We start from the raw sequence: 24432 nt of genomic DNA, 5'->3' as shown, positions 1-24432 counted from the left end.
CTTTCCTCAGCGACCCGAGAGGGGTTCGGCTGGTGGGTGGCGTTCGACCGCCACGGGACTACGGCCGGCGAGGTGGAGTACGACCGCCTCGCCGGTCTGCAGCGGCATCGGGGTCACGCCCAGACCCGCCCACAGGTCCGGAAGCGTCGGTCGGTGGGAGCACACGGCAGTCGGCTCCGGCGCGTCCAGCAGGCGCATCGCCTGCTCCCGGACCAGCTCCGGGTCGGCCCCCTCGGCGAACGCGGGCTCGAGCTCGATCCGAACCCCGGCGGCGGTGGCGTACGGCAGCACGGTCTCCACACACCGCCGGGCGGGTGAGCTCACCACCCGGGTGATGGCGTACGCCGCGAGCGTCCCGACGAGTTCGGCGGCCTGGGTGCGGCCCTCGTCGCTGAGCGGGCGTTCCAGGTCGTCGCCGGTCCAGCCGCACCGGGGCAGCGACGAGCCGTGCCGGACGAGCACCAGCGGCCGGGTCGTCCGCGGCGTCAGGGTGGTGAGCAGCGAACGGTCCCGGGGGTGGGTGAGCTGGCGGGCGGCCTCGCCGATCCGCAGCCAGACCCGCCGGTCGACCTCGTGGCCGGGCGTGAAGTCCCCCTCGTCGAGGGGCACGGCCTGCCAGTAACGCACCACCTTCACCGCCCCGCCGGCCAGCGGGTAGCGCACGGGAGGCATCGGCGGCCCCAGCGCCACCGAGATGCCGGTCTCCTCGGCGACCTCGCGGACCGCCGCGGCCGGCGCGCGTTCGCCCGGCTCGAGCTTGCCCTTGGGGAAGGACCAGTCGTCGTACTTCGGCCGGTGCACCAGCAGCACCTCGGCGCGTTCGTACGCCGACGGCCGCCACACCACCGCACCGGCGGCCTCGACCACCCGGTCCCTGGGTTCGGTCCTCCCCGGGGCCACGGATCAGCGCCCCTCGCCTGCCGAGCCGACTGTCGCGCCGACCACCGCGTCCCCCGCCGGGCGGCTCATGCCACCCCCTGCCCCGCGGCCACCTTCATCCGGTGGCGCAGCTTGACCGAGATCAGGTGCTGCTGCAGGTCGCGCAGCGGTGCGCCCTCGGCGTCGAGGTGGTGGCGGATCCAGTCGCCGTCGGCGGCGAGGTGCCACGACGAGGTGCGGTCGTCGAAGGCCAGGTCGAGCAGCTTGGTCAGCTCGGTCACGTGGTCGTCCTGGCGGATCTGGGCGAGCGCCTCCACCCGGCGGTCGAGGTTGCGGTGCATCATGTCCGCGGACCCGATCCACACGTCGGTGTCGCCGCCGTTGGCGAACCAGAAGATCCGGGAGTGCTCCAGGAACCGGCCGAGCACGCTGCGGACGCGGATCGTCTCGGACAGGCCGGGCACCCCGGGCCGCAACGCGCAGATCCCGCGGATCCACAGGTCGATCGGGACACCGGCCCGGGACGCCTCGTACAGCGCGTCGATCACCGCCTCGTCGACCAGCGCGTTGACCTTCCACCTGATGCACGCGGGCCGGCCGGCCCGGTGGTGGGCCACCTCCCGGTGGATGCGTTCGATCAGAGACGTACGCACCGAGCGCGGCGCGACCAGCAGCCGGTCGTACTCCGTGGTCCGGGCGTACCCCGACAACGTGTTGAACAACGCGCTCAGGTCGGCGGCCAGCACGGGGTCGCTGCTGAGCAGCCCGAGGTCCTCGTACAGCCGGGCGGTCTTGGGGTTGTAGTTGCCGGTGCCGATGTGGGCGTAGCGGCGCAGCCCGTCCGGTTCCTCGCGGACGACGAGCGCCAGCTTGCAGTGGGTCTTCAGCCCGATCAGGCCGTAGACGACGTGACAGCCGGACTGCTCCAACTGCCGGGCCCAGCGGATGTTGGCCTCCTCGTCGAACCGGGCCTTGATCTCCACCACGACCAGCACCTGCTTGCCGGCCTCGGCGGCGTCGATCAGCGCGTCGACGATCGGCGACTCCTCGTTGGTGCGGTAGAGGGTCTGCTTGATCGCCAGCACGTGCGGGTCGGCGGCGGCCTGCTCGATGAACCGCTGCACGCTGGTGGAGAACGAGTCGTACGGGTGGTGCAGCAACACCTCCCGCTGGCGTACGGCGGAGAACACGTCCGGCGGGTGCGAGCTCTCCACCTCGGCGAGGTCCCGGTGGGTCACCGGCACGAACGCGGGGAACTTCAGGTCGGCGCGGTCCAGGTCGGCGATCGCGGACAGGCCGGACAGGTCCAGCGGCCCGGCCAGCCGGCACACCTCCTCCTCGCTGACGCCGAGCTCGGACACCAGCAGGTCGAGGACGTGCGGGTCGATGGACGCCTCCACCTCCAGCCGCACCGGCGGCCCGAACCGGCGGCGCAGCAGCTCCCGCTCCAGCGCCTGCAGGAGGTTCTCCGCGTCGTCCTCCTCCACCTCGAGGTCCTCGTTGCGGGTGACCCGGAACGAGTGGTGCTGGAGGATCTCCATGCCGGGGAACAGCTGGTCCAGGTGCGCGGCGATGACGTCCTCCAGCGGGACGTAGCGCTGCTTGTCCACCGGAACGAACCGGGGCAGGATCTGCGGCACCTTCACCCGGGCGAAGTGCTCGCCGCCGGTCTGCGGGTTGCGCACGACGACCGCGAGGTTGAGGGACAGCCCGGAGATGTACGGGAACGGGTGCGCCGGGTCGACCGCGAGCGGCGTGAGCACCGGGAAGACCCGGGCGCCGAACAGTTCGTGCATGCGCTTGCGGGCGTCCTCGTCCAGGTCGTCCCAGCGCTGCACCTCGATGCCCTGCGCGACCAGCTCCGGCAGCACCCGGTCGTGGAACGCGTCCGCGTGCCGCACCATCAGCTCCCGGGTGCGCGCCCAGATGCTCTCCAGCACCTCCTTCGGCAGCAGCCCGGAGGCGGCCCGCACGGCGACGCCCGCGGCCATCCGGCGCTTGAGGCCGGCGACCCGGACCATGAAGAACTCGTCCAGGTTGTTGGCGAAGATCGCGAGGAACCGCACGCGTTCCAGCAGTGGCATCTGGGGGTCCTCGGCGAGCTCGAGCACCCGGGTGTTGAAGTGCAGCCAGGACAGCTCCCGGTCGAGGAACCGGTCGTCGGGCAGGTCGCCCTCGGTCACGTCGTACGGGGGTTCGACGTCGTACTCGGTGATTTCGGGGCGCGCGATCTGGGTGCTCACCCCGTCATCGTTTCACCGTGGCGTGGACAAGCGGTAGCGACGATCTCAACCGACCGACCGGTTCGTGGTGGTACATCACGTCTGTGGCGGCCCGGGTGAAGCCGAGCTTCTCGTAGAGGCCGACCGCGGCGCGGTTGCCGTCCTCGACGTACAGCATCACGGTCGGCAGGCCACGGTCGCGCAGGTACGCCAGACCGGCCACCGCCAGCGCCTTGGCCAGCCCGCCGCCCTGGGCGTGCGGAGCCACGCCGAGCACGTAGATCTCACCCGCCGGGCCGGGCTCGCCTCCGCGTACCTGGCCGGTGTGCACCTTCGTCCAGTGGAAGCCGACCAGTTCACCGTCGCGCTCGGCGACGAAGAAGCCCTCCGGATCGAACCAGTCCGCGCCGACCCGGGCGTCGAGATCGGCGCGGGTCCAGCGGCCCTGCTCGGGGTGGGCGGCGAACGCGGCCGCGTTGACCGCCAGCCAGGCCTGCTCGTCGCGGCCGGGTACGAAGGTGCGGATCGTGATGCCGGCCGGCGGCGCGATGTCCGGAAGCGGCCGGGCGTCCGGTCCGTTCAGCGGCCGGCGCATCCAGGCCAGCGCCCGGTCGGCGGTGAACCCGGTCGCCGCGGCCAGCCGGGCGGCACCCGGGTGCGGGCCGTGTGCCCACACCTGCACCGGCACCGGGCCCGCCTCGGTGACCAGTGCGTCGGCCAGTGCCCGGCCGACGCCACGGCCACGGTGGTCGGGCCGGACCACCAGGTCGGCGGTGGCCGCCTGCGCCGGAGCGCCGTCGGCGGGCTCGTCGGCCGTGACCGCCGGAAGGTCCAGGTGGGCGTACCCCGCCACGTCGCCCACCTCGTCGTCCCCGTTCCCGTCTCCGCCAAGGGCCAGCAGGTGGCAGGTGGCGTCGGGCACGCCGAGGAGCAGGGTCGCGCGTTCGTCGAGGGCGCGTACACCGTCCTCGGCCGCGGCGGCCTCGACCAGGGCGTCGACCGCCGCACGTTCGGCCGCGGAGAGGCGACCGGTGATCTTGATTCCACCCGGCGAGGTACCCACACCGCTACCGTACGGGTCACCCACCGACGTCCGCCGCGGCGATCCGGCGACCGCGCGGTGAGGTATCGCAGGCAAGCATTGTCCGGCCCGCCTCGAGCCGGACCTGTCCGCCCCTCGGGGGCGAGAGCAAGGAGCGCGCATGACACAGGACATGCCATCGCGCAGGTCGGCGTTCCGGCGCACCGTCGCGCTGGGCGCGGCCGGCGTGCTGGGACTCGGCGCGGTCGCGGCCGGGCTGGTGGGCACGGTCGGCGCGGGCCCCGCCGCGGCCGACAGCGGGCCGCGTACCGACCTCACCCTGACCGTCCTGCACACCAACGACGACGAGTCCCAGCTCCTCGGCGTCGACGGCGACACCGACGGCGACGGCACGATCGAGCCGGACGAGACCCGCGCCTACGGCGGCGCCGCCCGCTACACCACCCTGTGGCGGCAGCTGCGGCGGGAGGCGGAGACCGGGCGCCCGGCCCAGGGCGGCACGCGCGCCGTGGTGTCGATCTCCGGGGGCGACAACTACCTCGCCGGCCCGGAGTTCTCGGCCAGCATCGAGCGCGGTGTGCCGTTCTACGACGCCCTCGCCCTCAGCCGGCTCGGCCTGGACGCGTCGGGGATCGGCAACCACGAGTTCGACTTCGGACCTGACGTGTTCGCCGACTTCGTGGCCAGCGTGCAGGAAACCGGCGGCTCGTTCCCGTTCGTCTCGGCCAACCTGGACGTGAGCGGCGAACCCGCGCTGGCCAAGTACGCCGACCAGGGCGTCATCCGCGCCAGTACGGTGATCCGCGAGCGCGGCGAACGCATCGGCGTGATCGGCCTGACCACGCCGGAGCTGCCCACCATCTCCAGCCCGCGCAACGTCCGGGTCCGCACCGAACTGGCGCGGATCGCCAACGACGCGGCGAGCGCGCTCACCCGGCAGGGTGTGGACAAGATCATCCTGGTCAGCCACCTGCAGGACATCGACAACGAGCTCGCGCTGGTACCGCAGCTGCGCGACATCGACGTCGTGCTCGGTGCCGGCGGCGGGGAGATTCTGGCCGACCCCGGCGACCGGCTGATCCCCGGTGACCGGGCCGAACGCGGCTACCCGCTGTGGGCGACCGACGCCGACGGCCGGCAGGTGCCGGTCGCCACCACGACCGGCAACTACAAGTACGTCGGGCAGCTCGTCCTGCGCTTCGACCGCGCGGGCCGGCTGCTCGGCGCCGACGACCAGCGCAGCCGCCCGGTCCGGGTCTCCGGCGCCGGGGCCGACGCGGTGGCGAAGGACGCCTGGACCCGCACCAACGTCGAGGTGCCCGTCGAGAGCCACCTGGCGTCCCTGCGGGAGACTGTCGTCGCCGACAGTGAGGTGCCGCTGAACGGCGTCCGGGCCGACGTGCGCAGCAAGGAGACCAACCTCGGTGACCTGGTGGCCGACGCACTGGTGTGGGCGGGCGCGCAGAAGGCCGCGGAGTACGGCGTACCCGCACCGGTGGTCGGCATCCAGAACGGCGGCGGCCTGCGCAACGACGCGGTGATCCCGGCCGGTCCGGTGACCGCGCTGGACACCTACGACGTCGCGCCGTTCGCCAACTTCGTCGCGGTCGTACCCGAGGTGCCTCGCGACACGCTGCGCCAGCTCCTCGAGCGCGGGGTCGCCGCGGCGCCCTCGCCGGCGGGCGCGTTCATCCAGGTGTCCGGGCTGGCGTTCACCTACGACGTGAGCCGGCAGGCGCAGGTGGTGAACGAGTCGACCGGGGAGATCCTCACCCCGGGCGAGCGGGTGCGCGACGTCGTACTCGACGACGGGACCGTGCTGGTCCGGGACGGCCAGGTGGTCGACGGCGCACCGGTGCCGGTGGCGACGAACGACTTCTCCGCCCGCGGCGGGGACGCCTACCCGCTGAAGGGCCTGGACTTCACCCCGGTCGGCACGACCTACCAGGGCGCGCTGCGCGGCTACCTCGAGGAAGGGCTGTCGGGGAAGGTCCGCGCGGCCGACTACCCGGTCGGTGGCGAGGGCCGGATCACCGCCACCAACTGACGGCCGGACGTCGTACGGTGAACTGGGGTACGGCGAACTGGCGTACGGCGTACTGGTGTACGGCGCACTCGGCGGGGGGGGGGGGGGGGCCCCCCCCCCCCCCCCCCCCCCCCCGCCGCTCTTCGGGAGCTCTTCCGCATCAATCTCTACAATGCCTACTTATTAGGTATGGTTTGGCGCATGAGCCCCGAGTTCCTGTGGTACATCCCGAACCAGGTCCAGCCCGGTCACCGTGGTGACGCCGTGGTCGAGGGCCACAACAGCCTGGACACCCTGACCAGCCACGCCCGGGCCCTGGAGGACCACGGCTGGGACGGCGCGCTCCTCGGCACCGGGTGGGGCCGGCCGGACACCTTCACGGTCGCCACCGCCCTGGCCGCGCGGACGACGACGTTCCGGCCGCTGATCGCGATCCGCCCCGGCTACTGGCGGCCGGCGAACTTCGCCTCCGCCGCTGCCACCCTGGACCACCTCAGCGGCGGACGGGTGCTCGTCAACGTCGTGTCCGGCCAGGACGACCTGGCGGCGTACGGCGACAGCGAGGGCGACCAGGCCGCCCGCTACGCCCGCACCAGGGAGTTCCTGCAGATCGTGCGTCGGCTGTGGACCGAGGAGAACGTCACCTACCACGGCGAACACTTCGACGTCACCGACTCCACGCTGGCGTCCCGGCCGGTCGTCCGCGGCGACCGCAGGCACCCCCGGCTCTACTTCGGCGGCGCGTCCGAGGCCGCCGAGAAGGTCGCCGCCACCGAGGCCGACGTCCAGCTCTTCTGGGGCGAGCCGCTGGACGGGGTCCGGGAACGCATCGAGCGGCTGAAGGACCTGGCCGCGAAGCTGGGACGCGAGCACCCGCCGCTGGAGTTCGGGCTGCGGATCACCACCCTGGTCCGGGACACCACCGCCGAGGCGTGGGCGGACGCGGAGGCCAAGGTCGCGGAGATGGCGAAGGGCAGTGTGGCCGGGTCGCGGCATCCCAACTGGCGGGGTGCCGTCGGGCAACAGCGGCTGCTCGACCTGCACGCGCGGGGCGAGGTGCTGGACGACAACCTCTACACCACGCCCGGGCGGTACGGCGGCGGTGGAGCGGGCACCACCTGGCTGGTCGGTTCGGCCGAGGACGTGGCGAAGTCACTGCGGAAGTACGAGAGCCTCGGCATCTCCCACTTCGTACTCTCCGACACTCCCTACCTGCCGGAGATCAGGCGCCAGGGAGACCAGCTGCTGCCCCTGCTTCGCCACTGAGGGCGACCGGAGGGCGACCGGAGGGCGACCGACGTACGAACGACAGGTGGCCCGGGCGGATCTGCGCCCGGGCCACCTGTCGTGTCGAAGTCAGGTCGTGCGTCGGTTACGAAGCCTCGCCGGTGAGCGACCGCGCGTCGTCGGGTACCCGGGACGAGCCGGACGAGTCGTCGTCGTCCTCGGGCACGGGGGTGACAGGCGGTGAGACGAAGCGGTAACCGACGTTGCGGACCGTGCCGATCAGGGCTTCGTACTCCGAGCCGAGCTTGGCGCGCAGCCGGCGTACGTGCACGTCGACGGTGCGGGTGCCGCCGAAGTAGTCGTATCCCCACACCTCCTGCAGCAGTTGCTGCCGGGTGAACACCCGGCCCGGGTGCTGGGCGAGGAACTTCACCAGCTCGAACTCCTTGAACGTGAGGTCGAGCGTGCGCCCGGCGAGCCGGGAGGTGTAGGTGTCCTCGTCGATGACGAGTTCGCCGCGCCGGATGACGTTGGGGTGCTCGTCCTCGGCGGCGTGCAGGGCGAGCTTGCCGATCGCCACCCGCAGCCGGGCGTCCACCTCGGCCGGGCCGGCGTTGTGGACCAGGACGTCGTCCAGGCCCCAGTCGGCGTTCACGGCGGCCAGGCCGCCCTCGGTGACGACCACCAGCAGCGGAACGCCGATGCCGGTGGTCCGGATGATTCTGGTCAGGCTGCGGGCCTGCACCAGGTCGCTTCGCGCGTCCACGAGCACCGCGTCAGCCGGGCCTACGTCCAAGAGTGCGCTCGCCTCGGCAGGTGCGACGCGCACGTGGTGCGCGAGCAGGCCGAGTGCCGGAACGATCTCCGCCGACGGCTGAAGGGCGTTCGTGAGCAGGATGATTGTGCTCACCGGACGTCTCCCCTGGTCAGTGGGGACCTGGCACTCGGGACGGCGCTGTCGCCCAGGTCCGCCGGTTGCAGGCAGGATATCCCACGTGTCTTCCCCGATGACGGTGACGGTGCGCTACTGGGCGGCCGCGAAAGAGGCTGCCGGGCTGGCCGAGGAACAGGTGCAGGCGGGCACGCTCGCCGACGTTCTCGCCGAAGCCCGGTCACGGCACGGCGATCGGCCGAGGTTCGCGCGGGTGCTGGCCATGTGCTCGGTGCTGGTCGACGGCGACCCCGTGGGCGGCCGCGACCCGGCGACCGTACGCCTGGCCGAGGGTGCCCGGATCGAGCTGCTTCCGCCGTTCGCTGGTGGCTGAGGACGGGTCTGCCGCAATGACTGGGTTGCTCGATGGATGAACCACCTCGTCCCGCGCGCCGTGTCCAGGGCATGGGTGCGGCGGCGCCGAGGGGCGCGACCGCTGACGAGGAGCTGGTCCGACGGCTGTACGCCGAGCACGGGCGAGCTCTGTTCGGCTACGTCCTGCGGCTGGTCCGCGGCGACCGGCAGCGGGCCGAGGACGTCGTACAGGAGACGCTGCTGCGAGCCTGGCGGCATCCCGAGGCGCTCGACCCCGCGCGGGGCCCGGCGCGGGCGTGGCTGGTGACGGTGGCCCGCAACCTGGTCTTCGACGGGGACCGGGCCCGCCGGGCGCGACCGCCCGAGGTGGGCGAGGAGGCGCTGGACGTCGTACCCACCGGCGAGGAGGACCTCGACCGGGCGATGGTGGCATGGGAGGTCATGGAGGTGCTGGCCGAGCTCCCGCCGCACCACCGGCAGGTTCTGGTGGAGGTCTACTACCGCGGCCACTCCGTCGCCGAGGCGTCCCGGCGGCTCGGCGTACCGCCGGGGACGGTCAAGAGCCGCACCTACTACGCCCTGCGCCAGCTGCGGCTGCTGCTGGAGGAGCGCGGCCTCACCGCGGAGGTGGCGCTGTGAGCGAGAGGGCCCCCACCTGTGCGGAGGTGCGCGCCGCGATCGGTGCGCACGTGCTCGGAGCGCTGGACGCGGCCGAGGCTGCCGCGGTCGACGCCCACCTGGCCGACTGTGCCGAGTGCCGTGCGGCGTACGACGACCTGGCCGGCCTGCCCGCGCTGCTCGGACTGGTCGGTGCGGAGGAGGCCGCGACCGTCGGTGAAGCACTGCCGGAGGGGCCCGGGGAGTCCGCGGACTCGTCGAGCTCCGCCCCCGATACCGACGAGCTGGGTCTGCGGCGGCTGCTGGCGCGGGTCCGGGCAGAACGCGCGCGCGAACGCCGCCGGCGGCTGGCCGTGGCGCTCGCGGCGGCCGCGGTGACCGTGGCGGTCGCCGGCGGTGGCGGCTGGGCGGTCGGGCAGGCGCTTGCCCCGTCCGGCCCGCCGGTCGCCGGGTCCACGCCCACCCCGAGCCCCGCTCCCACCGGTCACTCGACCGCGCCGCCGGTGCGCTGGTCGGGGACGAACGCCACGCTCGCCGTCGACGGGACGGCCACGATGAACGGCGTTCCATGGGGCACCAGGGTCGACATCGTGCTGCACGGCGTGCAGCAGGGCCAGGTGTGCTCGCTGACGGTGTATGACCGGTCCGGGCGGCGCTGGGACGGCGGAAGCTGGCGGGTCGCCTACCGCGACGGCGTGCGGTGGAGCGGCGGCATCGCCGTACCCGCGAACGAGGTGGTCAGGATCGAGATCAAGGCCACCGGCGAGCGGCCGCTGCTCACCATCGACGGCTGAGCCGAAGCTGATCGACGGCGGGCGAACCTCGTACGCTGCACGGGTGGACGACGATCGGCTGGACGCGGGCGTGCTGGGTGTCCCGCTCGGCGCCCGGGCGACCCTCGTGCAGTTCTCGACCGCGTTCTGCGCGCCCTGCCGGGCGACCCGGCACGTGCTGCGGGCCGTGGCCGAGACCGAGCCGGGCGTGGCCCACGTCGAACTCGACGCGGAGTCCCACCTGGAGCTGGTCCGCCGGCTGGACGTCCGGAGCACGCCGACCGTCCTGGTGCTGACCGCCGACGGCCGGGTCGTCACCCGGGCGAGCGGTGTGCCGCGCCGCCCGCAGGTGGTGGCGGCCGTGGAGCGGGCGGCGTCCGCGAATTCGGTCTGACGGCGTTCTGCGCGCCTGCGTCCTGACCGCGCCGCTCCCGTAGCCCCCTTCGTGTCTGCTCCGTTCGGGCCGGATTCGGGCCGAAAGGCCACGCCTACGGGCGTTCCATCCGGGTAGGAACGCGCGTGTGGAACAGCGGGTGTCGGGCGGATCCGGGCGATCCCCGATGGGAGCAGCCGTGGGGTCTGGGTCATGATGTCCCGAATCGTCCGGGTCACGCAGGCCGACACAAGGAGCCGGTCCATGGACCTCCGCCCAATGATCGGGGCACGTCATTTCCGCCGCGGCCGTCCGTCCGCGCGGGGTGACCTCGCCTCGGTGATCGCGCTCGATCCGGCCGCCGCGGCCCGTACGGCCAGGCCGACGCTGCGGGTCGCGCACTTCACCGACACCTACCTCCCGCGCCGGGACGGCGTGGTGACCTCGCTGCAGTCGCTCACCGCCGCGATGTCCGAACTCGGCCACTCGAGCCTGCTGGTGGTGCCGCGGCACCCCGACCAGCCCGCGGACGAGGAACTGCTGCGGCTGCGGTCGCTGCCGTGCGGGGTGGCACAGTTCCGGCTGGCGGCCTGGCCGCGCAGCCGGCACGTGGAGCGGGTCGCGCACTGGCTGCCGCACGTGGTGCACGTGCACACGCCCGGTCCGGTCGGCCTGCTGGGCATCTTCGCCGCGCGCCGGCTCGGCCTGCCGCTGGTGCAGACGTACCACACCGATCTGCGGGCGTACGCCGACGCGTACCGCCTGCCGACTCCGGTGATCGAGGGAGTTCTGCGCTGCTACGCCCGCCGGCTGGGCTCACCCAAACTGGAGCTGCCGCACGGCGCCGACCGCACCGCGCGCCGCGACGCCCTGGTCGACGCGGGCACCGGCCTGCTGCTGGCCGACGCAGACGCCGTGCTCGTACCGACCTCCGCGATTCTCACCCGGTGCCGGCTGCCGATCGACGACGACCGGATCTACGTCGCGCCCACGGGTGTTTCCCTGCACGACGTTCCGGCCGATGCGGGCCCGGAGTTTCGCCGGCGGTACGGCATCGGGCCGGACGAGCCGGTCGTGGTCTTCGTCGGGCGGGTCAACCGCGAGAAGGGCATCGACCTGCTGACCGACGCGTTCGGCCGGCTGCGCGGTGTCGTCCCCGCGGCCCGGCTGGTGCTGGTCGGCGCGGTGTACGAGCCCCGCTGGGTGCAGCGGCTGCTGGAACAGGCCGGTATCGCCGACCGTGTGGTCCTCACCGGCCAGTTGCCGCCGGCCGAGGTGGCCGCCGCGTACGCCGCGAGCGACGTGTTCGCGTTCCCGTCTCTGACCGACACGCAGGGGCTGGTGGTCCAGGAGGCGGCGCTGGCCGGGCTGCCGGCGGTGCTCGCCGACGAGGCGCTGTACTCCACCGGGCCGCTGGCGGGCACCGGTGTGCTCGCCGGCCCGGACCCGATGCGGTACGCCGAGGCGCTGGAGGACCTGCTGACCAACCCGGTGCGCAGGGCGCACGTGGGGGAGGAGGCGCGGCGCCGGGCCCGGCATAATTCGCCGTCGGAGTACGCCCGGCGGATGGCCGCGATCTACGGCCAGGCCGTACGCCGGGCGGGGTCGGCGACCCGGCTGTCACGGGGCGAGCGGCGCGGCCCGTTCCGGTCGCGCCGGCTCATCGCCTGACCAGTGGGGGCCCGTCCTTGGGACCGCCGACCGACGTCTCACCACTTGACCGGCATTCCCATCATGTGAGACGTCCGTGACAGGGTCGGGCCAGGTCCGTACGCTGATGCTCGTGCTGCGGAGGACCCTGTTGACCAAGCGCCGTGCGGTGGACAACTGCCGCACCTCGACCTGTTTGTGTCCGGCCTCCTGACCGACGGCCGTCCGCTCCTTCCGTCGCTCGCACCCCGTGCCGAGCAGTCACCCCGGTTTGGACCTCACGCCGTCCGCAGTGCCCCCTGACGATCCAGGGCGGCCCGCGCCCCGAATGCTGACCCGCCGCGCTCTGCGGCAAACGTCCCACAACCGCTCGCATGGAGGTTTCCGCATGAGCCGTGACTCCGTCCTCGTCTCCGCCGAATGGGTGGAAGAGCATCTGGACGACCCCAACATCGTTCTGGTCGAGGTCGACGAGGACACCAGCGCCTACGACAAGGGCCACATCAAGGGCGCCATCAAGCTGGACTGGCGTGAGGACCTGCAGGACAAGGTCCGGCGCGACTTCGTGGACAAGCAGCAGTTCGAGAAGCTGCTGTCGTCCCGCGGCGTCGGCAACGACCAGACGGTGATCCTCTATGGCGGCAACAACAACTGGTTCGCCGCCTACGCCTACTGGTACTTCCGCCTCTACGGCCACCAGGACGTCAAGCTGCTCGACGGCGGCCGCAAGAAGTGGGAGCTCGACAGCCGCGGGCTGGTGGAGGACGTGCCCTCGTACGCCCCCACGCAGTACGTCGCCTCCGACCCCGACCTGTCCATCCGCGCGTTCCGCGACGAGGTCGTGGACGCCATCGGCCAGCTCAACCTGGTCGACGTCCGCTCGCCCGACGAGTACTCCGGCAAGCTCCTCGCCCCGGCGCACCTGCCGCAGGAGGTCGCCCAGCGGGCCGGCCACGTGCCCACCGCGGTCAACGTGCCGTGGAGCAAGGCGGCCAACGAGGACGGCACGTTCAAGTCCGACGACGAGCTGCGCGACATCTACGGCAAGGCCGGCGTCGACTTCGGCAAGGACACCATCGCCTACTGCCGGATCGGCGAGCGCAGCTCGCACACCTGGTTCGTGCTGCACGAGCTCCTCGGGCAGCCGAACGTCAAGAACTACGACGGGAGCTGGACCGAGTACGGCTCCCTCGTGGGTGTCCCCGTTTCCCTCGGTGACCAGCCTGGAGATGCCTCATGAGTGCCAACGACAGCTGCGGCGCGCCCACCGGCGGCGCCGCTCTGGCCGGGGTCAACCTGGCCAAGGAAGCAGTGATCCAGGGCGTCGTCCGCGCCGACGCCGGCCCGGTGTCGGGCGCCTACGTGCGCCTGCTGGACGGGTCCGGTGAGTTCACCGCCGAGGTCCCCACCGACGCCGACGGCGTGTTCCGCTTCTTCGCCGGCCCCGGCACCTGGACGGTGCGGGCGCTCGCGCCGCGCGGTGCCACGGCGGAGGGTTCGGTGGAGGCAGAGCTCGGCAAGATCGCCGAGGTCGAGCTCGCGCTCACCCCGGCCTGAGTCCGGCGCGACAACGCCGAACGCAGAAACCGAACAGAGTACGCAGCACGCCCTCGCGGGGCGTCCCTTTCCCGGCGGGTCACCGCCCACCGGGTTCCGGGGCGCCCCGCGAGGCGTCTCCGGCAGTGCGGGTCGAGGTCAGACCAGCTCGGGGTGGGCCCGGAACCACTCGATGGTCATGCGGAGGCCGTCCTCGACCGGGACCTTCGGCTCCCAGCCGAGGAGGTCGCGGGCGCGGGAGATGTCCGGCTGGCGCACGCGTGGATCGTCCTGCGGGCGGGGAACGAACGCGAGCTCGGAGTCCGACCCGGTGAGGTCGCGGATCCACCGGGCGAGGTCGAGCACGGACAGTTCGTGGGGGTTGCCCAGGTTGACCGGGCCCGGGTGGTCGGTGTGGGCCATCGCGAGGATGCCCTCCACCGTGTCGTCGACGTAGCAGATCGAACGGGTCTGTGAGCCGTCTCCGGCGATGGTGAGCGGCTGGCCCTTCAGTGCCTGGCGGACGAACGTCGGGATGGCCCGGCCGTCACCGGGCCGCAGCCTGGGCCCGAACGTGTTGAAGAGGCGTACGACCGCGGCGTCCAGCCCGTGGGCGGAGCGGTAGGCCATCGTGAGCGCCTCGGCGAACCGCTTCGCCTCGTCGTAGACCCCGCGTGGCCCGACGGGGTTGACGTTCCCCCAGTACTCCTCCTCCTGCGGGTGGACCAGCGGGTCGCCGTACACCTCGGAGGTGGAGGCGAGGACGAAGCGCGCGCCCTTGTCCCTGGCCAGGCCGAGTGCGTGCAGGGTGCCGACCGAGCCGACCTTCAGCGTCTGGATCGGGAGCTGGAGGTAGTCGATCGGCGAGGCGGGGGATGCGAAGTGGAGCACCAGGTCGACCGGCCCGCCGACGTGGATGTAGTCGGTCACGTCGCACCGCAGTAGCCGGAACGCCTGGTGGGGCAGAAGGTGTGCGACATTTTCCGGTCGTCCGGTGAGGAAGTTGTCCAGGCAGACGACCTCGTAGCCGTCGGCCAGCAGCCTTTCGCACAGGTGGCTGCCGAGGAAGCCGGCACCGCCGGTGACCACGGCCCTGCGCTTCGTGCTCGGATACCCGACTTGTCGCAATTCGTTCCCCTTACCCGATCTGATGTCGAATGGTATTGCCTGGGGGACTACGGTGAGGACGGGTATTTCGGGTCGGGCGATATGAGTGGCCTGTCATGATGTCCCCGCGGTTGCGCCGATTCGCCGGCAACCAATCAGCCCCGTGGTACGTAATACGCAGAAGACGCTCGGGGGGACGGACGACAAACACATGGTGACGCTGAAGCAACTCGACGAAACGCTCACGGACCGGGCCGTACCCGGCACCACGGCACCGCTGCCGGATCGCCGGGCCACCGCCCGGGGCATGGCGTGGTTCGCCACGGTGGTGATGGTGCTGGACACCGTGCTGATCCTCTGCGCGGGGCTGCTCGCCGCCGTCTCGCGGTTCGGCGAGCCGACCACCTACATCGCCGGTGGATGGCGCGGCTCCAACCTCAGCGGAGTGCCCTACTCCGCCGTCGTGGTGATGGTCGCCGTGGTGTGGATCGCCGTCCTGGCGGTACGCGGGGGCTACTCCGGTCGTACGTTCGGCTCCGGCGCGGACGAGTACAAACTCGTGCTGAGCGCCAGCGTCCTCACCGCCGGGCTGATCGCGATCGTCTGCTACCTCGCCAAGATCGAGCTGTCCCGCGGCTTCCTGGGGTTCGCGTTCCCCATCGGCGCCGTGCTCCTGGTGGCCGGACGCTTCAGCGCCCGCAAGGTCCTGCACCGGCTGCGGGCGCGCGACCGGCTGGTCCACCGGGTCCTGCTGGTCGGCATGCCGGCCGGCGTGGCCGAACTGCTCGAGGTGATGCGCCGCGAGCCCAAGATGGGGTTCTCCGTCGTCGGCGCCTGTCTGCCGCGGCTGTCCAAGGACCCGGGCGACGAGGTGGCCGACGAGGGCCTGCCGATTTACGGCTACCTCGACGACGTCCGCTCCGCCGTGGAGCGTTCCGGCGCCGACACCGTGGTGGTCAGCGCGCTGCCCGGCCGCTCCTCACGGCTGCTGCGCCGGCTGTCGTGGTCGCTGGAGGGCCTCGGGGTCGACCTGGTGGTCGTGCCCAGCCTCACCGACGTCGCCGGCCCGCGCATCCACCACCGGCCGGTGGCCGGCCTGCCGCTGCTGCACGTGGAGGAGCCGGAGTTCACCGGCGCGCGCCGCATCGTGAAGAACATCTTCGACCGGGTGGGCGCCGGACTCATCACCATCGTCGCCGCGCCGGTGATGCTCGCGATCGCGCTGGCGATCAAGTGCGACGACGGCGGGCCGGTGATCCTGCGCCAGACCCGGGTCGGCGTCCACGGCAACGAGTTCACCTGCTTCAAGTTCCGCTCGATGGTGGTCGACGCCGAGCAGCGGCTGGCGGAGCTCCGCGCGGCCAACGAGCACGACGGGGTGCTGTTCAAGATCCGTAACGACCCGCGCATCACCCGGGTGGGCCGGGTGATCCGGAAGCTGTCGCTGGACGAGGTCCCGCAGCTGTTCAACGTGCTCCGCGGAGAGATGAGCCTGGTCGGCCCGCGGCCGCCGCTGCCGGCGGAGGTCGACGCCTACGCCGAGGACGTACGCCGCCGGCTGCTCGTCCGGCCCGGCATCACCGGCCTGTGGCAGGTCTCCGGCCGGTCCAACCTTTCCTGGGACGACTCGGTGCGCCTCGACCTCTACTACGTCGAGAACTGGTCGCTGTCGGCCGACCTGGTGATCCTCGCGAAGACGGTCGGCGCGGTGCTCAGCCGCAACGGCGCGTACTGACCGACTACCCGGCCGGTCCGCTCGCGGAAGTGGAACGAGCGAGGGCCTTCCCCGCGCGGCTCGCGCACCGGGAAGGCCCTCTCTCATCGACATGCGTACGACCGGCTTTGCGTACGACCGGCTTTGCGTACGCCGGTCGTGTCCGCGGTGGTGATCCCGCGTCAGCGGACCTGCTCGCCGAGCACGTCGTCGCGACCGGTGGTCTTCAGCCACTCGCCGACCTGGTCGTCACGGATCGCCTTCCACAGGGCGTCGTCCTTGGCCTTGTCGAGGTAGACGACCGACTGGCTCCCCTGCATGCCGGTGCCCTTGTACGGCGCCGTCATGAACGTCACGTTGCTCTGCCGCAGGTCCTTCATCTCCAGGGCCAGCGAACGCATCTCCCCGGTGCTGAACTCCTCGTCGACGGAGAGGTTGTTGGTGATCGCGTCCATCGCCCGGCCGAGCTTCAGCGGGTTGGTCAGCGTGCCGTTGGACAGGGTCTGCCGCATCAGTGCCCGCAGGAAGTTCTGCTGGCGCTGCATCCGGCCGAAGTCTCCGTTGGCCAGGTGGTGGCGCTCGCGCACGTAGTCGAGCGCATCCTGACCGGACAGCGTGTGCTGGCCGGGGGGGTACATCTTTCCGCTGGCGAAGCGGGTCTCCTGGTGGAACGTCAGCTGCACGCCGCCGAGCGCGTCGGTGAGTGCCTTGAAGCCGGTCCAGTCGATCACCGCGAGGTGGTCGATCCGCAGCCCGGTGAGCTTCTCGATGGTCTGGATGTAGAGCGGCGGGCCGCCGAAGGAGTAGGCGGCGTTGATTTTGTTGGGCCGGTGGCCGGGGATCTCCACCCACGAGTCGCGCGGGATCGAGATCAGGTAGGCGGACTTCCGGTCGCCGGTGATGTGCAACACCATGATCGTGTCGCTGCGCTGGCCGTGGCGTTCCCAGGCGTTGCCCTTGCCGGCGCCGGTGGTGCCGCCGCTGGCGTCGTCGGTGCGGGCGTCGCTGCCGGCGAGCAGGATGTTGATCGCGTCCGCGCCGGGCGCGCCCTTCACCGGCTTCTTGGGCCGCTCGGCCTCGGGCAGCTGGGAGAACGCGGGGACCCGCGAGACCTGGTTGCCGAACTTCTCCGACAGCAGGTAGCCGGTCAGCGCGACGCCGCCGCCCAGGATCAGGACCAGCGACAGCAGGATCAGCAGCGTGGTCTTGGTGCGGCTCGACTTCCGGCGATGCCCGGCGGCCCGGCGGTCGGGGGGACCGTCCTCGTCCTCGTGCAGGCGAATCGAACGCAACCCGTCGTCGGTGCGGTAGTCACTCATTAGCGTCCCTGATGTCCTCGTACCCCGTGAGTGGCGGACGTCCGCCCCGGCTTGACTCGACGCGCTCAGCGTCTGTCGACGGTGTCCCCGAAAACAGGAACCCCGACAGCACTGACGCGCGACCGGCTGCCCCGGTTGTCTTGGAACGGGGATACCCCGCTTCGCGGACGAAGTCGCACCTGCCGGCCGAGCAATCCTACGGGCGGGTGGGGTCGGCCCCACTTCGTACGACGACAGGCGTCAGTTGCCCCGGCTTCGTCCCGAAGTCCATTTTGTCCGGGCCGTCCCGGGTCTGTCGACCCCGGGTCGCCTCCCGGCACGTCACGGGCTCCACGTTCGCCCCTCGCGGGCTCGGTCGGACCGCACCCGCGGCACCGACCCCGCAGGACCCTAGACTCTGGCGGGTGTGGGAGGCGGCGTTCGTGGCGGTGCTGCTCGTACTCGTGCTCGCCGTCGGCGTGCTCGGGGCGTACGTCCTCCGCAGCCTGCTCCGCCGCCCCCGGCGCGCGCAGGACACCGACCAGCGAAACGGGAGTTGATCCGTCTTGTCGACGCCGGCGCCGTTCCAGATCCCCGGCGATCTGCACCCCGACTGCGTCCAGTTGGCCTTCCTCCTGGGCCGCTGGGAGGGCAAGGGGCACGGCGACTACCCCACGATCGAGCCGTTCACGTTCGGTCAGGAGGTCGTCTTCAGCCACAACGGCAAGGCGTTCCTCTACTACACGAGCCGCACCTGGCTGCTGGACGAGGAGGGCACCGCGGTCCGTCCGCTGGCGATGGAGACCGGCTTCTGGCGGCCGCAGCCCGACCACGGCCTGGAGGTGGTGCTCGCACATCCCACCGGCTACGCCGAGGTGTGGTACGGCCGGATCGACGGCGCCAAGATCGAGCTCGCCACCGATCTGGTGGCGCGCACGACCACCGCGAAGGACTACTCCGGCGGCCAGCGGTTGTACGGCCTGGTGCAGGGCGCACTGATGTGGACGTTCGACATGGCGGCGCGCGGGGAGAGCCTGCAGCCGCACCTGTGGGGCAAGCTCGAACGCGCCGGGGCTCCGGGATCGGCGGCCGCCGCGCCCGAGGTGGCGCCGCCCGCTCCGGAAGGTGACTGACCCCGGACGGCTCGCGCCGCGAGGGCCGCTGCCCGCTGCCGCCGAGCCTAGACTCGATCTGATGGGCGAATCGCACGACCACGGTCACGGCCACGATGCCGTTGCCGCCGGCGCGCTGCACGAGGAACTGCGCGCCCGCGGGTACCGGCTGACCCCGCAGCGCCAGCTGGTGCTGGAGGCGGTCGAGGATCTTGTGCACGCCACCCCCGAGGAGGTCCTCACCGCGGTGCGGCGCAAGGCGCGCGGCGTCAACATGTCCACGATCTACCGCACCCTCGAGCTGCTCGAGGAGCTGGACCTGGTCTCGCACGCCCACCTCGGCCACGGTGCCCCGACCTACCACGCCGCCACCACCGCCGACCACGCCCACCTGGTGTGCCGTGGCTGCGGCCGGGTGATCGAGGTGCCTCCGGAGGCGGTCGAGCCGCTCGCCGATCGCCTGCGCGAGCAGTACGCCTTCGACACCGACGTACGCCACCTGACGGTCTTCGGGCAGTGCGCCGAATGTCGCGAAGGAGCCGACTGCCCGCCACCGCGCGGGTAGGTGCGAGTGCCCGGGACACCCCGACGGTCTGCCGGGTTGGCAGCCGGGTCGTAATCTCGAACGCGTGACCAGCTCCTCCAGCACACCCGACCAGCCCGCCCGGCCCGACCAGCCGGGCGCGACGCCGCCGGACGCCGCGGACCAACCCTCGAGCCCGTTGCTCGGGCTGCCCGGTGCGGTGGCCGGCGAACACCCGGACGCGGGCGTCGCCGCGCACTACGGCGAGCCGCTGATCGAGCAGCGCCGCCTGGAACGCGACCGGGCCGGCTTCGTCGACCTGTCCCACCGCGGGGTCGTGCGGGTCAGCGGACCGGACCGGCTGAGCTGGCTGCACTCGCTGACCACCCAGGCGCTGGAGCGGCTCGGCCCCGGCGAGGGCACCACCACGCTGGTCCTGTCGCCGCACGGCCACGTCGAGCACGCGCTGTACGGCGTCGACGACGGCACGGCGTTCTGGATGCACGTCGAGCCGGGCACCGCCGCCGCGGCGGCCGGCTTCCTGGACTCGATGCGGTTCATGCTGCGGGTCGAGGTGGCCGACGTGACCGCGGAGTACGCCGTGGTGTGGGAGCCCCGCGCGGAGGGCGAGAGCGGCGGACACCTCGTCCGGCGGGGTGGCGACCCGATCGGTGGACGCGAGCTGTTCGTGCCGCGGGGCGAGCTGGCCGCATACGCCGAGATGGCCGGCCCGGCCGCCGGGCTGTGGGCGTACGAAGCGCTGCGGATCGCCGCCCACCAGCCCAGGCTCGGCTTCGAGACCGACCACCGCACCATCCCGAACGAGGTCGGCTGGTTGGGCTCCGCGGTCCACCTGGACAAGGGCTGCTACCGCGGCCAGGAGACGGTGGCCCGGGTGTACAACCTCGGCCGCCCGCCGCGCCGACTGGCGTTCCTGCACCTGGACGGCTCGGTCGACCGGCTACCCGGCCACGGTACGCCGGTCGTCCTCGACGGCCGCGAGGTCGGCTTCGTCACCAGCAGCACACGCCACCACGACCTGGGACCGGTGGCGCTGGCCCTGGTCCGCCGCAACGTCCCGGTCGAGGCAGGGCTCCTGGCCGACGGCGTGGCCGCGGCGCAGGAGGTCGTGGTCGATCCCGAGGCCGGGCTGCACGTGCGGGCGCGCCGCTGACCGGGCTCCAGACCACGGAACCCAGGCGCCTCCATCGTCGTGACCTGCCCTGGGGATAGGCTCGCCGCCGTCCGAAGCTGCTGAGCCTGTCGTGAACCGGGGGCGTCGAGTCGTGGCACGAGCAGTGGGGAAGGTGGCCGTCGTCGGCCTGGGCTACATCGGTCTTCCGACCGCGGCCGCGCTGGCCACCCAGGGTGTGGAGGTCCGCGGTGTCGACGTGAACACCGACACGGTGCGGGCGGTCAACCGCGGCGAGGTGCCGTTCGTCGAGCCGGACCTCGCGGTGGCGGTCAGCGGCGCGGTGTCGATGGACCGGCTGCGCGCGTCGACCCGGATGCCCGAGGCCGCGGCGTACATCATCGCGGTGCCCACGCCGTTCAAGCGCGACCGCCGACCGGACCTGTCCCACGTCCGTGCGGTGGCCGAGGAGATCGCGCCGCGGCTGCGCCCCGGAGCGCTGGTCATCCTGGAGTCGACCTCTCCGCCGGGCACCACGCTGCAGGTGAGCGAGTGGCTCGCGGAGTTGCGACCCGACCTGGTGCTGGCCCACCAACGTGGTGCCGGGCCGGTCGACGTGCACGTGGCGTACTGCCCCGAACGCGTGCTCCCGGGCCGGATCATGATCGAGATCGTCACCAACGACCGCGTGATCGGCGGCATCACCCCGGCGTGCGCGCAGCGGGCCGCGGAGGTCTACCGCATCTTCGCCCAGGGCGAGCTGCACCTCACCGACGCCGGGACCGCCGAACTCACCAAGCTGGCCGAGAACGCCTACCGCGACGTCAACATCGCCTTCGCCAACGAGCTGGCGCAGGTGGCCGAGCGGCTCGGAGTCGACGTGTGGAACGTCGTCGAGCTGGCCAACCGGCATCCCCGGGTGCAGATCCTGCGGCCCGGCCCCGGGGTGGGTGGGCACTGCGTCGCGGTCGACCCGTGGTTCCTCGTGTCGGCGGCACCGGGGGACACCCGGCTGATGCGGACGGCGCGGGAGGTCAACGACGACCGGCCCGCCCAGGTCGTACGCCGGATCGCCGAGGCGGCGCGGTCCCGGCCGGGTGAGCCGGTGGCCTGCTTCGGGCTGGCCTTCAAGGCCAACGTCGACGACCTCCGGGAGAGCCCCGCCGTGGAGGTGGTGGCCGGCCTGGCCGCCGCGCTGCCGGACGTGCCGCTGCTGGTGGTGGAGCCGCACGTGCGCGCGCTGCCCGCGGCGCTGAGGGCGTACGAGCAGGTGCGGCTGGTCGGTGCCGCGGCCGCGCTCGAGCAGGCCGGGGTGCTCGCCCTGCTGGTCGACCACGACGAGTTCGCCGGGATCGAGCCCGAGCACCTCGCCGGCGCCGAGGTGGTGGACACCCGCGGCGCCTGGCGAGGCGTCAGCCGGTGAAGTTCAGCCCGGTGAAGTTCAGCCCGGTGAAGTTCAGCCGGTGAAGTCGGGCAGCCGTACGCCCAGCCCGAGCAGTTCCTCGATCGCCGCCACGCTGCGGGCGGCGGCCTTGCCGTCGCCGTAGGGGTTGACCGCGGCCGCCATCGCCGCGTACGCCTCCTCGTCGTCGAGAAGCTCGGTGACCGCGTCGCGGACGGCCTCCCGGTCCGTGCCGACCAGCCGGACGGTGCCGGCGGTCACGGCCTCGGGGCGTTCGGTGGTGTCGCGCAGCACCAGCACCGGCTTGCCCAGGCTGGGTGCCTCCTCCTGGACGCCCCCGGAGTCGGTGACCACCAGGTGGGCGCTGCCGAGCAGGTGGGCGAACTCCGCGTACGACAGCGGCTCGGTGCGCAGCACGTTGGGTTCGGCGCCGAGCTCGGCCGCCGCCACCTCCCGGACCACCGGGTTGCGGTGGACCGGGAACACGAAGTCGGTGTCCGGATGCGCCCGGGCCACCTCGGCGACGGCCCGGAAGGATCCCCGCATCGGCTCGCCCCACGACTCCCGCCGGTGGGCGGTGACCACGACCAGCCGCCGACCGGTGGCCGCCGCCGCGTCGACGGTGCGGGCCAGGTCGGGATCGGTGTAGGCGGGCCGGCGCCCGGCGACCTCGAACAGCGCGTCGATGACGGTGTTGCCGGTGACCGTGATCGCCTCCGGCGCCACGCCGCCCGCCTCCAGGTGCGCCCGGTTGGCCGGTGTGGGCGCCAGGTGGAGGGTCGCCAACTCGGTGGTGAGCCGGCGGTTGATCTCCTCCGGGAACGGCGAGTAGCGGTTGTCGGTACGCAGGCCCGCCTCGAGGTGGACCACCGGGACCTGCGCGTAGAACGCCGCCAGCGCTCCGGCGAAGGTCGTCGTGGTGTCGCCCTGGACCACCACCGCGTCGGGTGCGATCTCGGCGACGAGGGGCTCGAGCCCGGTCAGGGCACGGGTCGTCACCTGCCCCAGCGTCTGCCCCGCGGAGAGGATGGCCAGGTCGTGGTCGGGATCGATCCCGAAGAGTTCGTGTACCTGGTCCAGCATCTCGCGGTGCTGGCCGGTCACGGCGACGACTGGTTCGATGGTGGCGGACTCACCGAGTGCCCGGACGACGGGAGCCATCTTGATGGCCTCCGGCCGGGTGCCGTAGACGAGCATGACGCGGGCCACGGTCGCGGAACTCCCCTTCGTCGAGGTGGGGGTCGCGGGCATCCGGTCGTGGGGCTGGCGTGCGCGGACGCGGATGACCGCCGGACGGCGGTCAGGCTAGCGGGTGACCCGGTCGCGCCGACCGAGGTGTCGGGTTTTCGTATCCCGGGAATGCACCACACATGCGGTGGAAGGGCATGGTGGCAGTCACCGGACTGGTCGGGCTCGTGGTGGCGGACGCGATGTTCGTCACGATGGCGATCCGGCACTCGGCCGGTGAGGCGGTCCTCGGGACGGCCACGCAGAACTCGAAGACGGACAACTCGGTTACGGACAACTCGGCCGGCTCCCCGTCGCCGGGGGAGGAACCCCCGGTGACTCCGGGGACGTCGCCCACCAGCGCGCCCGCGAGCCCGTCCGTCCGGTCCCGCTCGCTGGTCGACATCGGCGCGGGGGCCGCCGTCGCCCGGGCGACGACCGGCACCTGCGGCCGGGGCGGTGCGACGGTGCAACTGTCCGCCGACCGCGGCCGGACCTTCGACGAGGCCGAGATCCCGTCGGCGAAGGTCGTCGTCCGGGTGATGACCAAGACCGTACGCAACACCTCGCTGATCGGTGCGGACGTCGACTGCCGCAAGCTCGCGACGTACGTCACCACCGACGCCGGCGGGACCTGGACCCGGCTGGACGGCGCCGACGGCAACTGGTACCTCGAGGCCAGGCCCGCGCCCCGGCTGCACGCGCCCACCGGCGAGGTGGTCCTCCCCTGCGGGAAGGCCGCCGACCTGCTCGGGTTCAGCACGCTGTCCGCGCGGCGCGCGTTCGTCCTGTGCGACGACGGGAGAGTGATGTCGACCAGCGACGGCGGTGCGCACTGGAGCGCCCAGGGGACGGTGAAGGCCGCTGCCGACCTGGACTTCGTGAACCAACGCACCGGGCTGGTCGTCCGGACCGGCGTGCCCGGCTGCGACGGAGTTCAGGTCGTCCGCACCACCGACGGCGGACGGCACTGGAAGTTGACAGCTTGCGTGACCGGTGACCAGGCGCGAAGCGGGTCCCCCCCTGACATCTCCGCCGACGGCGATCGCGCGTACCTCGCCCGGGGTGAGGCCGTGTGGGCCACCACCGACGCCGGTCGGCACTGGACCCGAACGCCGTGGGGCCGGCAGTCGCACTGACCGGCGGCCGCCCTGGACCTGTTGTTCGCCCTGACCGCTTGCTCAGGGTCTGTCCTAGCCGGTGGTCGTGGGGGGGGGGGGGGGCGGGGGGGCCCCCCCCCCCCCCCCCCCGCGCGCCGCCCCCCCCCCCCGGCCGCCCCCCCCCCCCCCCCGCGGGGGGCACTAGGGGGCACGGCGCCCGCGCGC

General features: G+C 72.5%; 24 protein-coding genes. 17 read left to right on the top strand and 7 right to left on the bottom strand.

Annotated features, from left to right (window positions below):
- Positions 1 to 6: 6 nt before the first annotated feature.
- The 3 genes from ABZV93_RS20210 to mshD form a co-directional block, all read right to left on the bottom strand.
- On the bottom strand, positions 7 to 900 hold the full coding sequence (locus ABZV93_RS20210; RefSeq protein ID WP_354938281.1) for an NUDIX hydrolase: 894 nt from the start codon (positions 898 to 900) through the stop codon (positions 7 to 9).
- Between the two features lie 65 nt (positions 901 to 965).
- Entirely contained in the window at positions 966 to 3095 is a 2130-nt protein-coding gene (locus tag ABZV93_RS20205) for an RNA degradosome polyphosphate kinase (RefSeq protein ID WP_354938860.1), read from the bottom strand.
- A 31-nt stretch (positions 3096 to 3126) separates the two neighbouring features.
- Positions 3127 to 4164 carry a mycothiol synthase gene (gene mshD, locus ABZV93_RS20200; protein ID WP_354938278.1) on the bottom strand — a complete coding sequence of 346 codons (1038 nt, stop codon included), beginning with the start codon at positions 4162 to 4164 and terminating at the stop codon, positions 3127 to 3129.
- Positions 4165 to 4303: 139 nt separating this feature from the next.
- On the opposite strand from mshD, the gene ABZV93_RS20195 reads away from it, so the two are divergent.
- Positions 4304 to 6190 carry a 5'-nucleotidase C-terminal domain-containing protein gene (locus tag ABZV93_RS20195; protein WP_354938275.1) on the top strand — a complete coding sequence of 629 codons (1887 nt, stop codon included), beginning with the start codon at positions 4304 to 4306 and terminating at the stop codon, positions 6188 to 6190.
- A 180-nt stretch (positions 6191 to 6370) separates the two neighbouring features.
- On the top strand, positions 6371 to 7435 hold the full coding sequence (locus ABZV93_RS20190) for an LLM class flavin-dependent oxidoreductase (protein WP_354938272.1): 1065 nt from the start codon (positions 6371 to 6373) through the stop codon (positions 7433 to 7435).
- 106 nt (positions 7436 to 7541) lie between these two features.
- On the opposite strand, the gene ABZV93_RS20185 is transcribed toward ABZV93_RS20190, so the two are convergent.
- Positions 7542 to 8306 carry a response regulator transcription factor gene (locus ABZV93_RS20185; protein ID WP_354938269.1) on the bottom strand — a complete coding sequence of 255 codons (765 nt, stop codon included), beginning with the start codon at positions 8304 to 8306 and terminating at the stop codon, positions 7542 to 7544.
- Between the two features lie 85 nt (positions 8307 to 8391).
- On the opposite strand from ABZV93_RS20185, the gene ABZV93_RS20180 reads away from it, so the two are divergent.
- The 8 genes from ABZV93_RS20180 to ABZV93_RS20145 all read left to right on the top strand — a co-directional run bounded on the left by ABZV93_RS20180 (position 8392) and on the right by ABZV93_RS20145 (position 13613).
- On the top strand, positions 8392 to 8661 hold the full coding sequence (locus tag ABZV93_RS20180; RefSeq protein ID WP_354938266.1) for a MoaD/ThiS family protein: 270 nt from the start codon (positions 8392 to 8394) through the stop codon (positions 8659 to 8661).
- A 71-nt stretch (positions 8662 to 8732) separates the two neighbouring features.
- Positions 8733 to 9281 carry a sigma-70 family RNA polymerase sigma factor gene (locus ABZV93_RS20175; RefSeq protein ID WP_354938858.1) on the top strand — a complete coding sequence of 183 codons (549 nt, stop codon included), beginning with the start codon at positions 8733 to 8735 and terminating at the stop codon, positions 9279 to 9281.
- Positions 9278 to 10054: a zf-HC2 domain-containing protein gene (locus ABZV93_RS20170; protein ID WP_354938263.1), complete on the top strand. Its 777-nt coding sequence runs from the start codon at positions 9278 to 9280 to the stop codon at positions 10052 to 10054. The genes ABZV93_RS20175 and ABZV93_RS20170 overlap by 4 nt, the downstream gene beginning before the upstream one ends.
- A gap of 43 nt (positions 10055 to 10097) precedes the next feature.
- Positions 10098 to 10427, top strand: coding sequence for a thioredoxin family protein (locus ABZV93_RS20165; RefSeq protein ID WP_354938260.1), 330 nt, complete (start codon positions 10098 to 10100; stop codon positions 10425 to 10427).
- 243 nt (positions 10428 to 10670) lie between these two features.
- On the top strand, positions 10671 to 12077 hold the full coding sequence (locus ABZV93_RS20160; protein ID WP_354938257.1) for a glycosyltransferase: 1407 nt from the start codon (positions 10671 to 10673) through the stop codon (positions 12075 to 12077).
- Between the two features lie 106 nt (positions 12078 to 12183).
- Positions 12184 to 12270: a putative leader peptide gene (locus tag ABZV93_RS20155; protein ID WP_354938856.1), complete on the top strand. Its 87-nt coding sequence runs from the start codon at positions 12184 to 12186 to the stop codon at positions 12268 to 12270.
- A 174-nt stretch (positions 12271 to 12444) separates the two neighbouring features.
- Entirely contained in the window at positions 12445 to 13296 is an 852-nt protein-coding gene (locus ABZV93_RS20150) for a sulfurtransferase (RefSeq protein WP_354938254.1), read from the top strand.
- On the top strand, positions 13293 to 13613 hold the full coding sequence (locus ABZV93_RS20145; RefSeq protein ID WP_354938251.1) for a DUF1416 domain-containing protein: 321 nt from the start codon (positions 13293 to 13295) through the stop codon (positions 13611 to 13613). Before ABZV93_RS20150 ends, ABZV93_RS20145 begins: the two co-directional genes overlap by 4 nt.
- Positions 13614 to 13751: 138 nt before the next feature.
- Here ABZV93_RS20145 and ABZV93_RS20140 read toward each other — a convergent pair whose 3' ends face one another.
- Complete coding sequence (locus ABZV93_RS20140) at positions 13752 to 14720, bottom strand: UDP-glucuronic acid decarboxylase family protein (protein WP_354938248.1); 969 nt, start codon at positions 14718 to 14720, stop codon at positions 13752 to 13754.
- 190 nt (positions 14721 to 14910) lie between these two features.
- On the opposite strand from ABZV93_RS20140, the gene ABZV93_RS20135 reads away from it, so the two are divergent.
- Complete coding sequence (locus ABZV93_RS20135) at positions 14911 to 16434, top strand: sugar transferase (protein WP_354938245.1); 1524 nt, start codon at positions 14911 to 14913, stop codon at positions 16432 to 16434.
- Between the two features lie 161 nt (positions 16435 to 16595).
- On the opposite strand, the gene ABZV93_RS20130 is transcribed toward ABZV93_RS20135, so the two are convergent.
- Positions 16596 to 17732, bottom strand: coding sequence for an LCP family protein (locus ABZV93_RS20130; protein ID WP_354938243.1), 1137 nt, complete (start codon positions 17730 to 17732; stop codon positions 16596 to 16598).
- A gap of 404 nt (positions 17733 to 18136) precedes the next feature.
- Here ABZV93_RS20130 and ABZV93_RS20125 point away from each other — a divergent pair, with 404 nt between their 5' ends.
- From ABZV93_RS20125 to wecC, 5 genes are all read left to right on the top strand, one after another.
- Entirely contained in the window at positions 18137 to 18271 is a 135-nt protein-coding gene (locus ABZV93_RS20125) for a hypothetical protein (protein WP_354938240.1), read from the top strand.
- A 6-nt stretch (positions 18272 to 18277) separates the two neighbouring features.
- Positions 18278 to 18844 carry an FABP family protein gene (locus ABZV93_RS20120; protein ID WP_354938237.1) on the top strand — a complete coding sequence of 189 codons (567 nt, stop codon included), beginning with the start codon at positions 18278 to 18280 and terminating at the stop codon, positions 18842 to 18844.
- A 61-nt stretch (positions 18845 to 18905) separates the two neighbouring features.
- A complete protein-coding gene (locus ABZV93_RS20115) occupies positions 18906 to 19388 on the top strand; it encodes a Fur family transcriptional regulator (RefSeq protein WP_354938235.1) in 483 nt (160 codons plus the stop codon).
- A 157-nt stretch (positions 19389 to 19545) separates the two neighbouring features.
- Positions 19546 to 20520 (top strand): glycine cleavage T C-terminal barrel domain-containing protein, encoded by a 975-nt coding sequence (locus ABZV93_RS20110; RefSeq protein ID WP_354938855.1) that lies wholly within the window; start codon positions 19546 to 19548, stop codon positions 20518 to 20520.
- A 112-nt stretch (positions 20521 to 20632) separates the two neighbouring features.
- Positions 20633 to 21901 carry a UDP-N-acetyl-D-mannosamine dehydrogenase gene (wecC, locus tag ABZV93_RS20105; RefSeq protein ID WP_354938232.1) on the top strand — a complete coding sequence of 423 codons (1269 nt, stop codon included), beginning with the start codon at positions 20633 to 20635 and terminating at the stop codon, positions 21899 to 21901.
- A gap of 33 nt (positions 21902 to 21934) precedes the next feature.
- Here the strand turns inward: wecC and wecB are convergent, their stop codons facing one another.
- Positions 21935 to 23131, bottom strand: a complete 1197-nt coding sequence (gene wecB, locus ABZV93_RS20100; RefSeq protein ID WP_354938229.1) for a UDP-N-acetylglucosamine 2-epimerase (non-hydrolyzing) — start codon at positions 23129 to 23131, stop codon at positions 21935 to 21937.
- A 134-nt stretch (positions 23132 to 23265) separates the two neighbouring features.
- Here wecB and ABZV93_RS20095 point away from each other — a divergent pair, with 134 nt between their 5' ends.
- Complete coding sequence (locus tag ABZV93_RS20095) at positions 23266 to 24246, top strand: hypothetical protein (protein ID WP_354938226.1); 981 nt, start codon at positions 23266 to 23268, stop codon at positions 24244 to 24246.
- Positions 24247 to 24432: the final 186 nt, after the last annotated feature.

The sequence above is a fragment of the Actinopolymorpha sp. NPDC004070 genome, from assembly GCF_040610475.1.
GTDB lineage: Bacteria > Actinomycetota > Actinomycetes > Propionibacteriales > Actinopolymorphaceae > Actinopolymorpha.
This window is presented reverse-complemented; position numbering and strand designations above follow the sequence as displayed.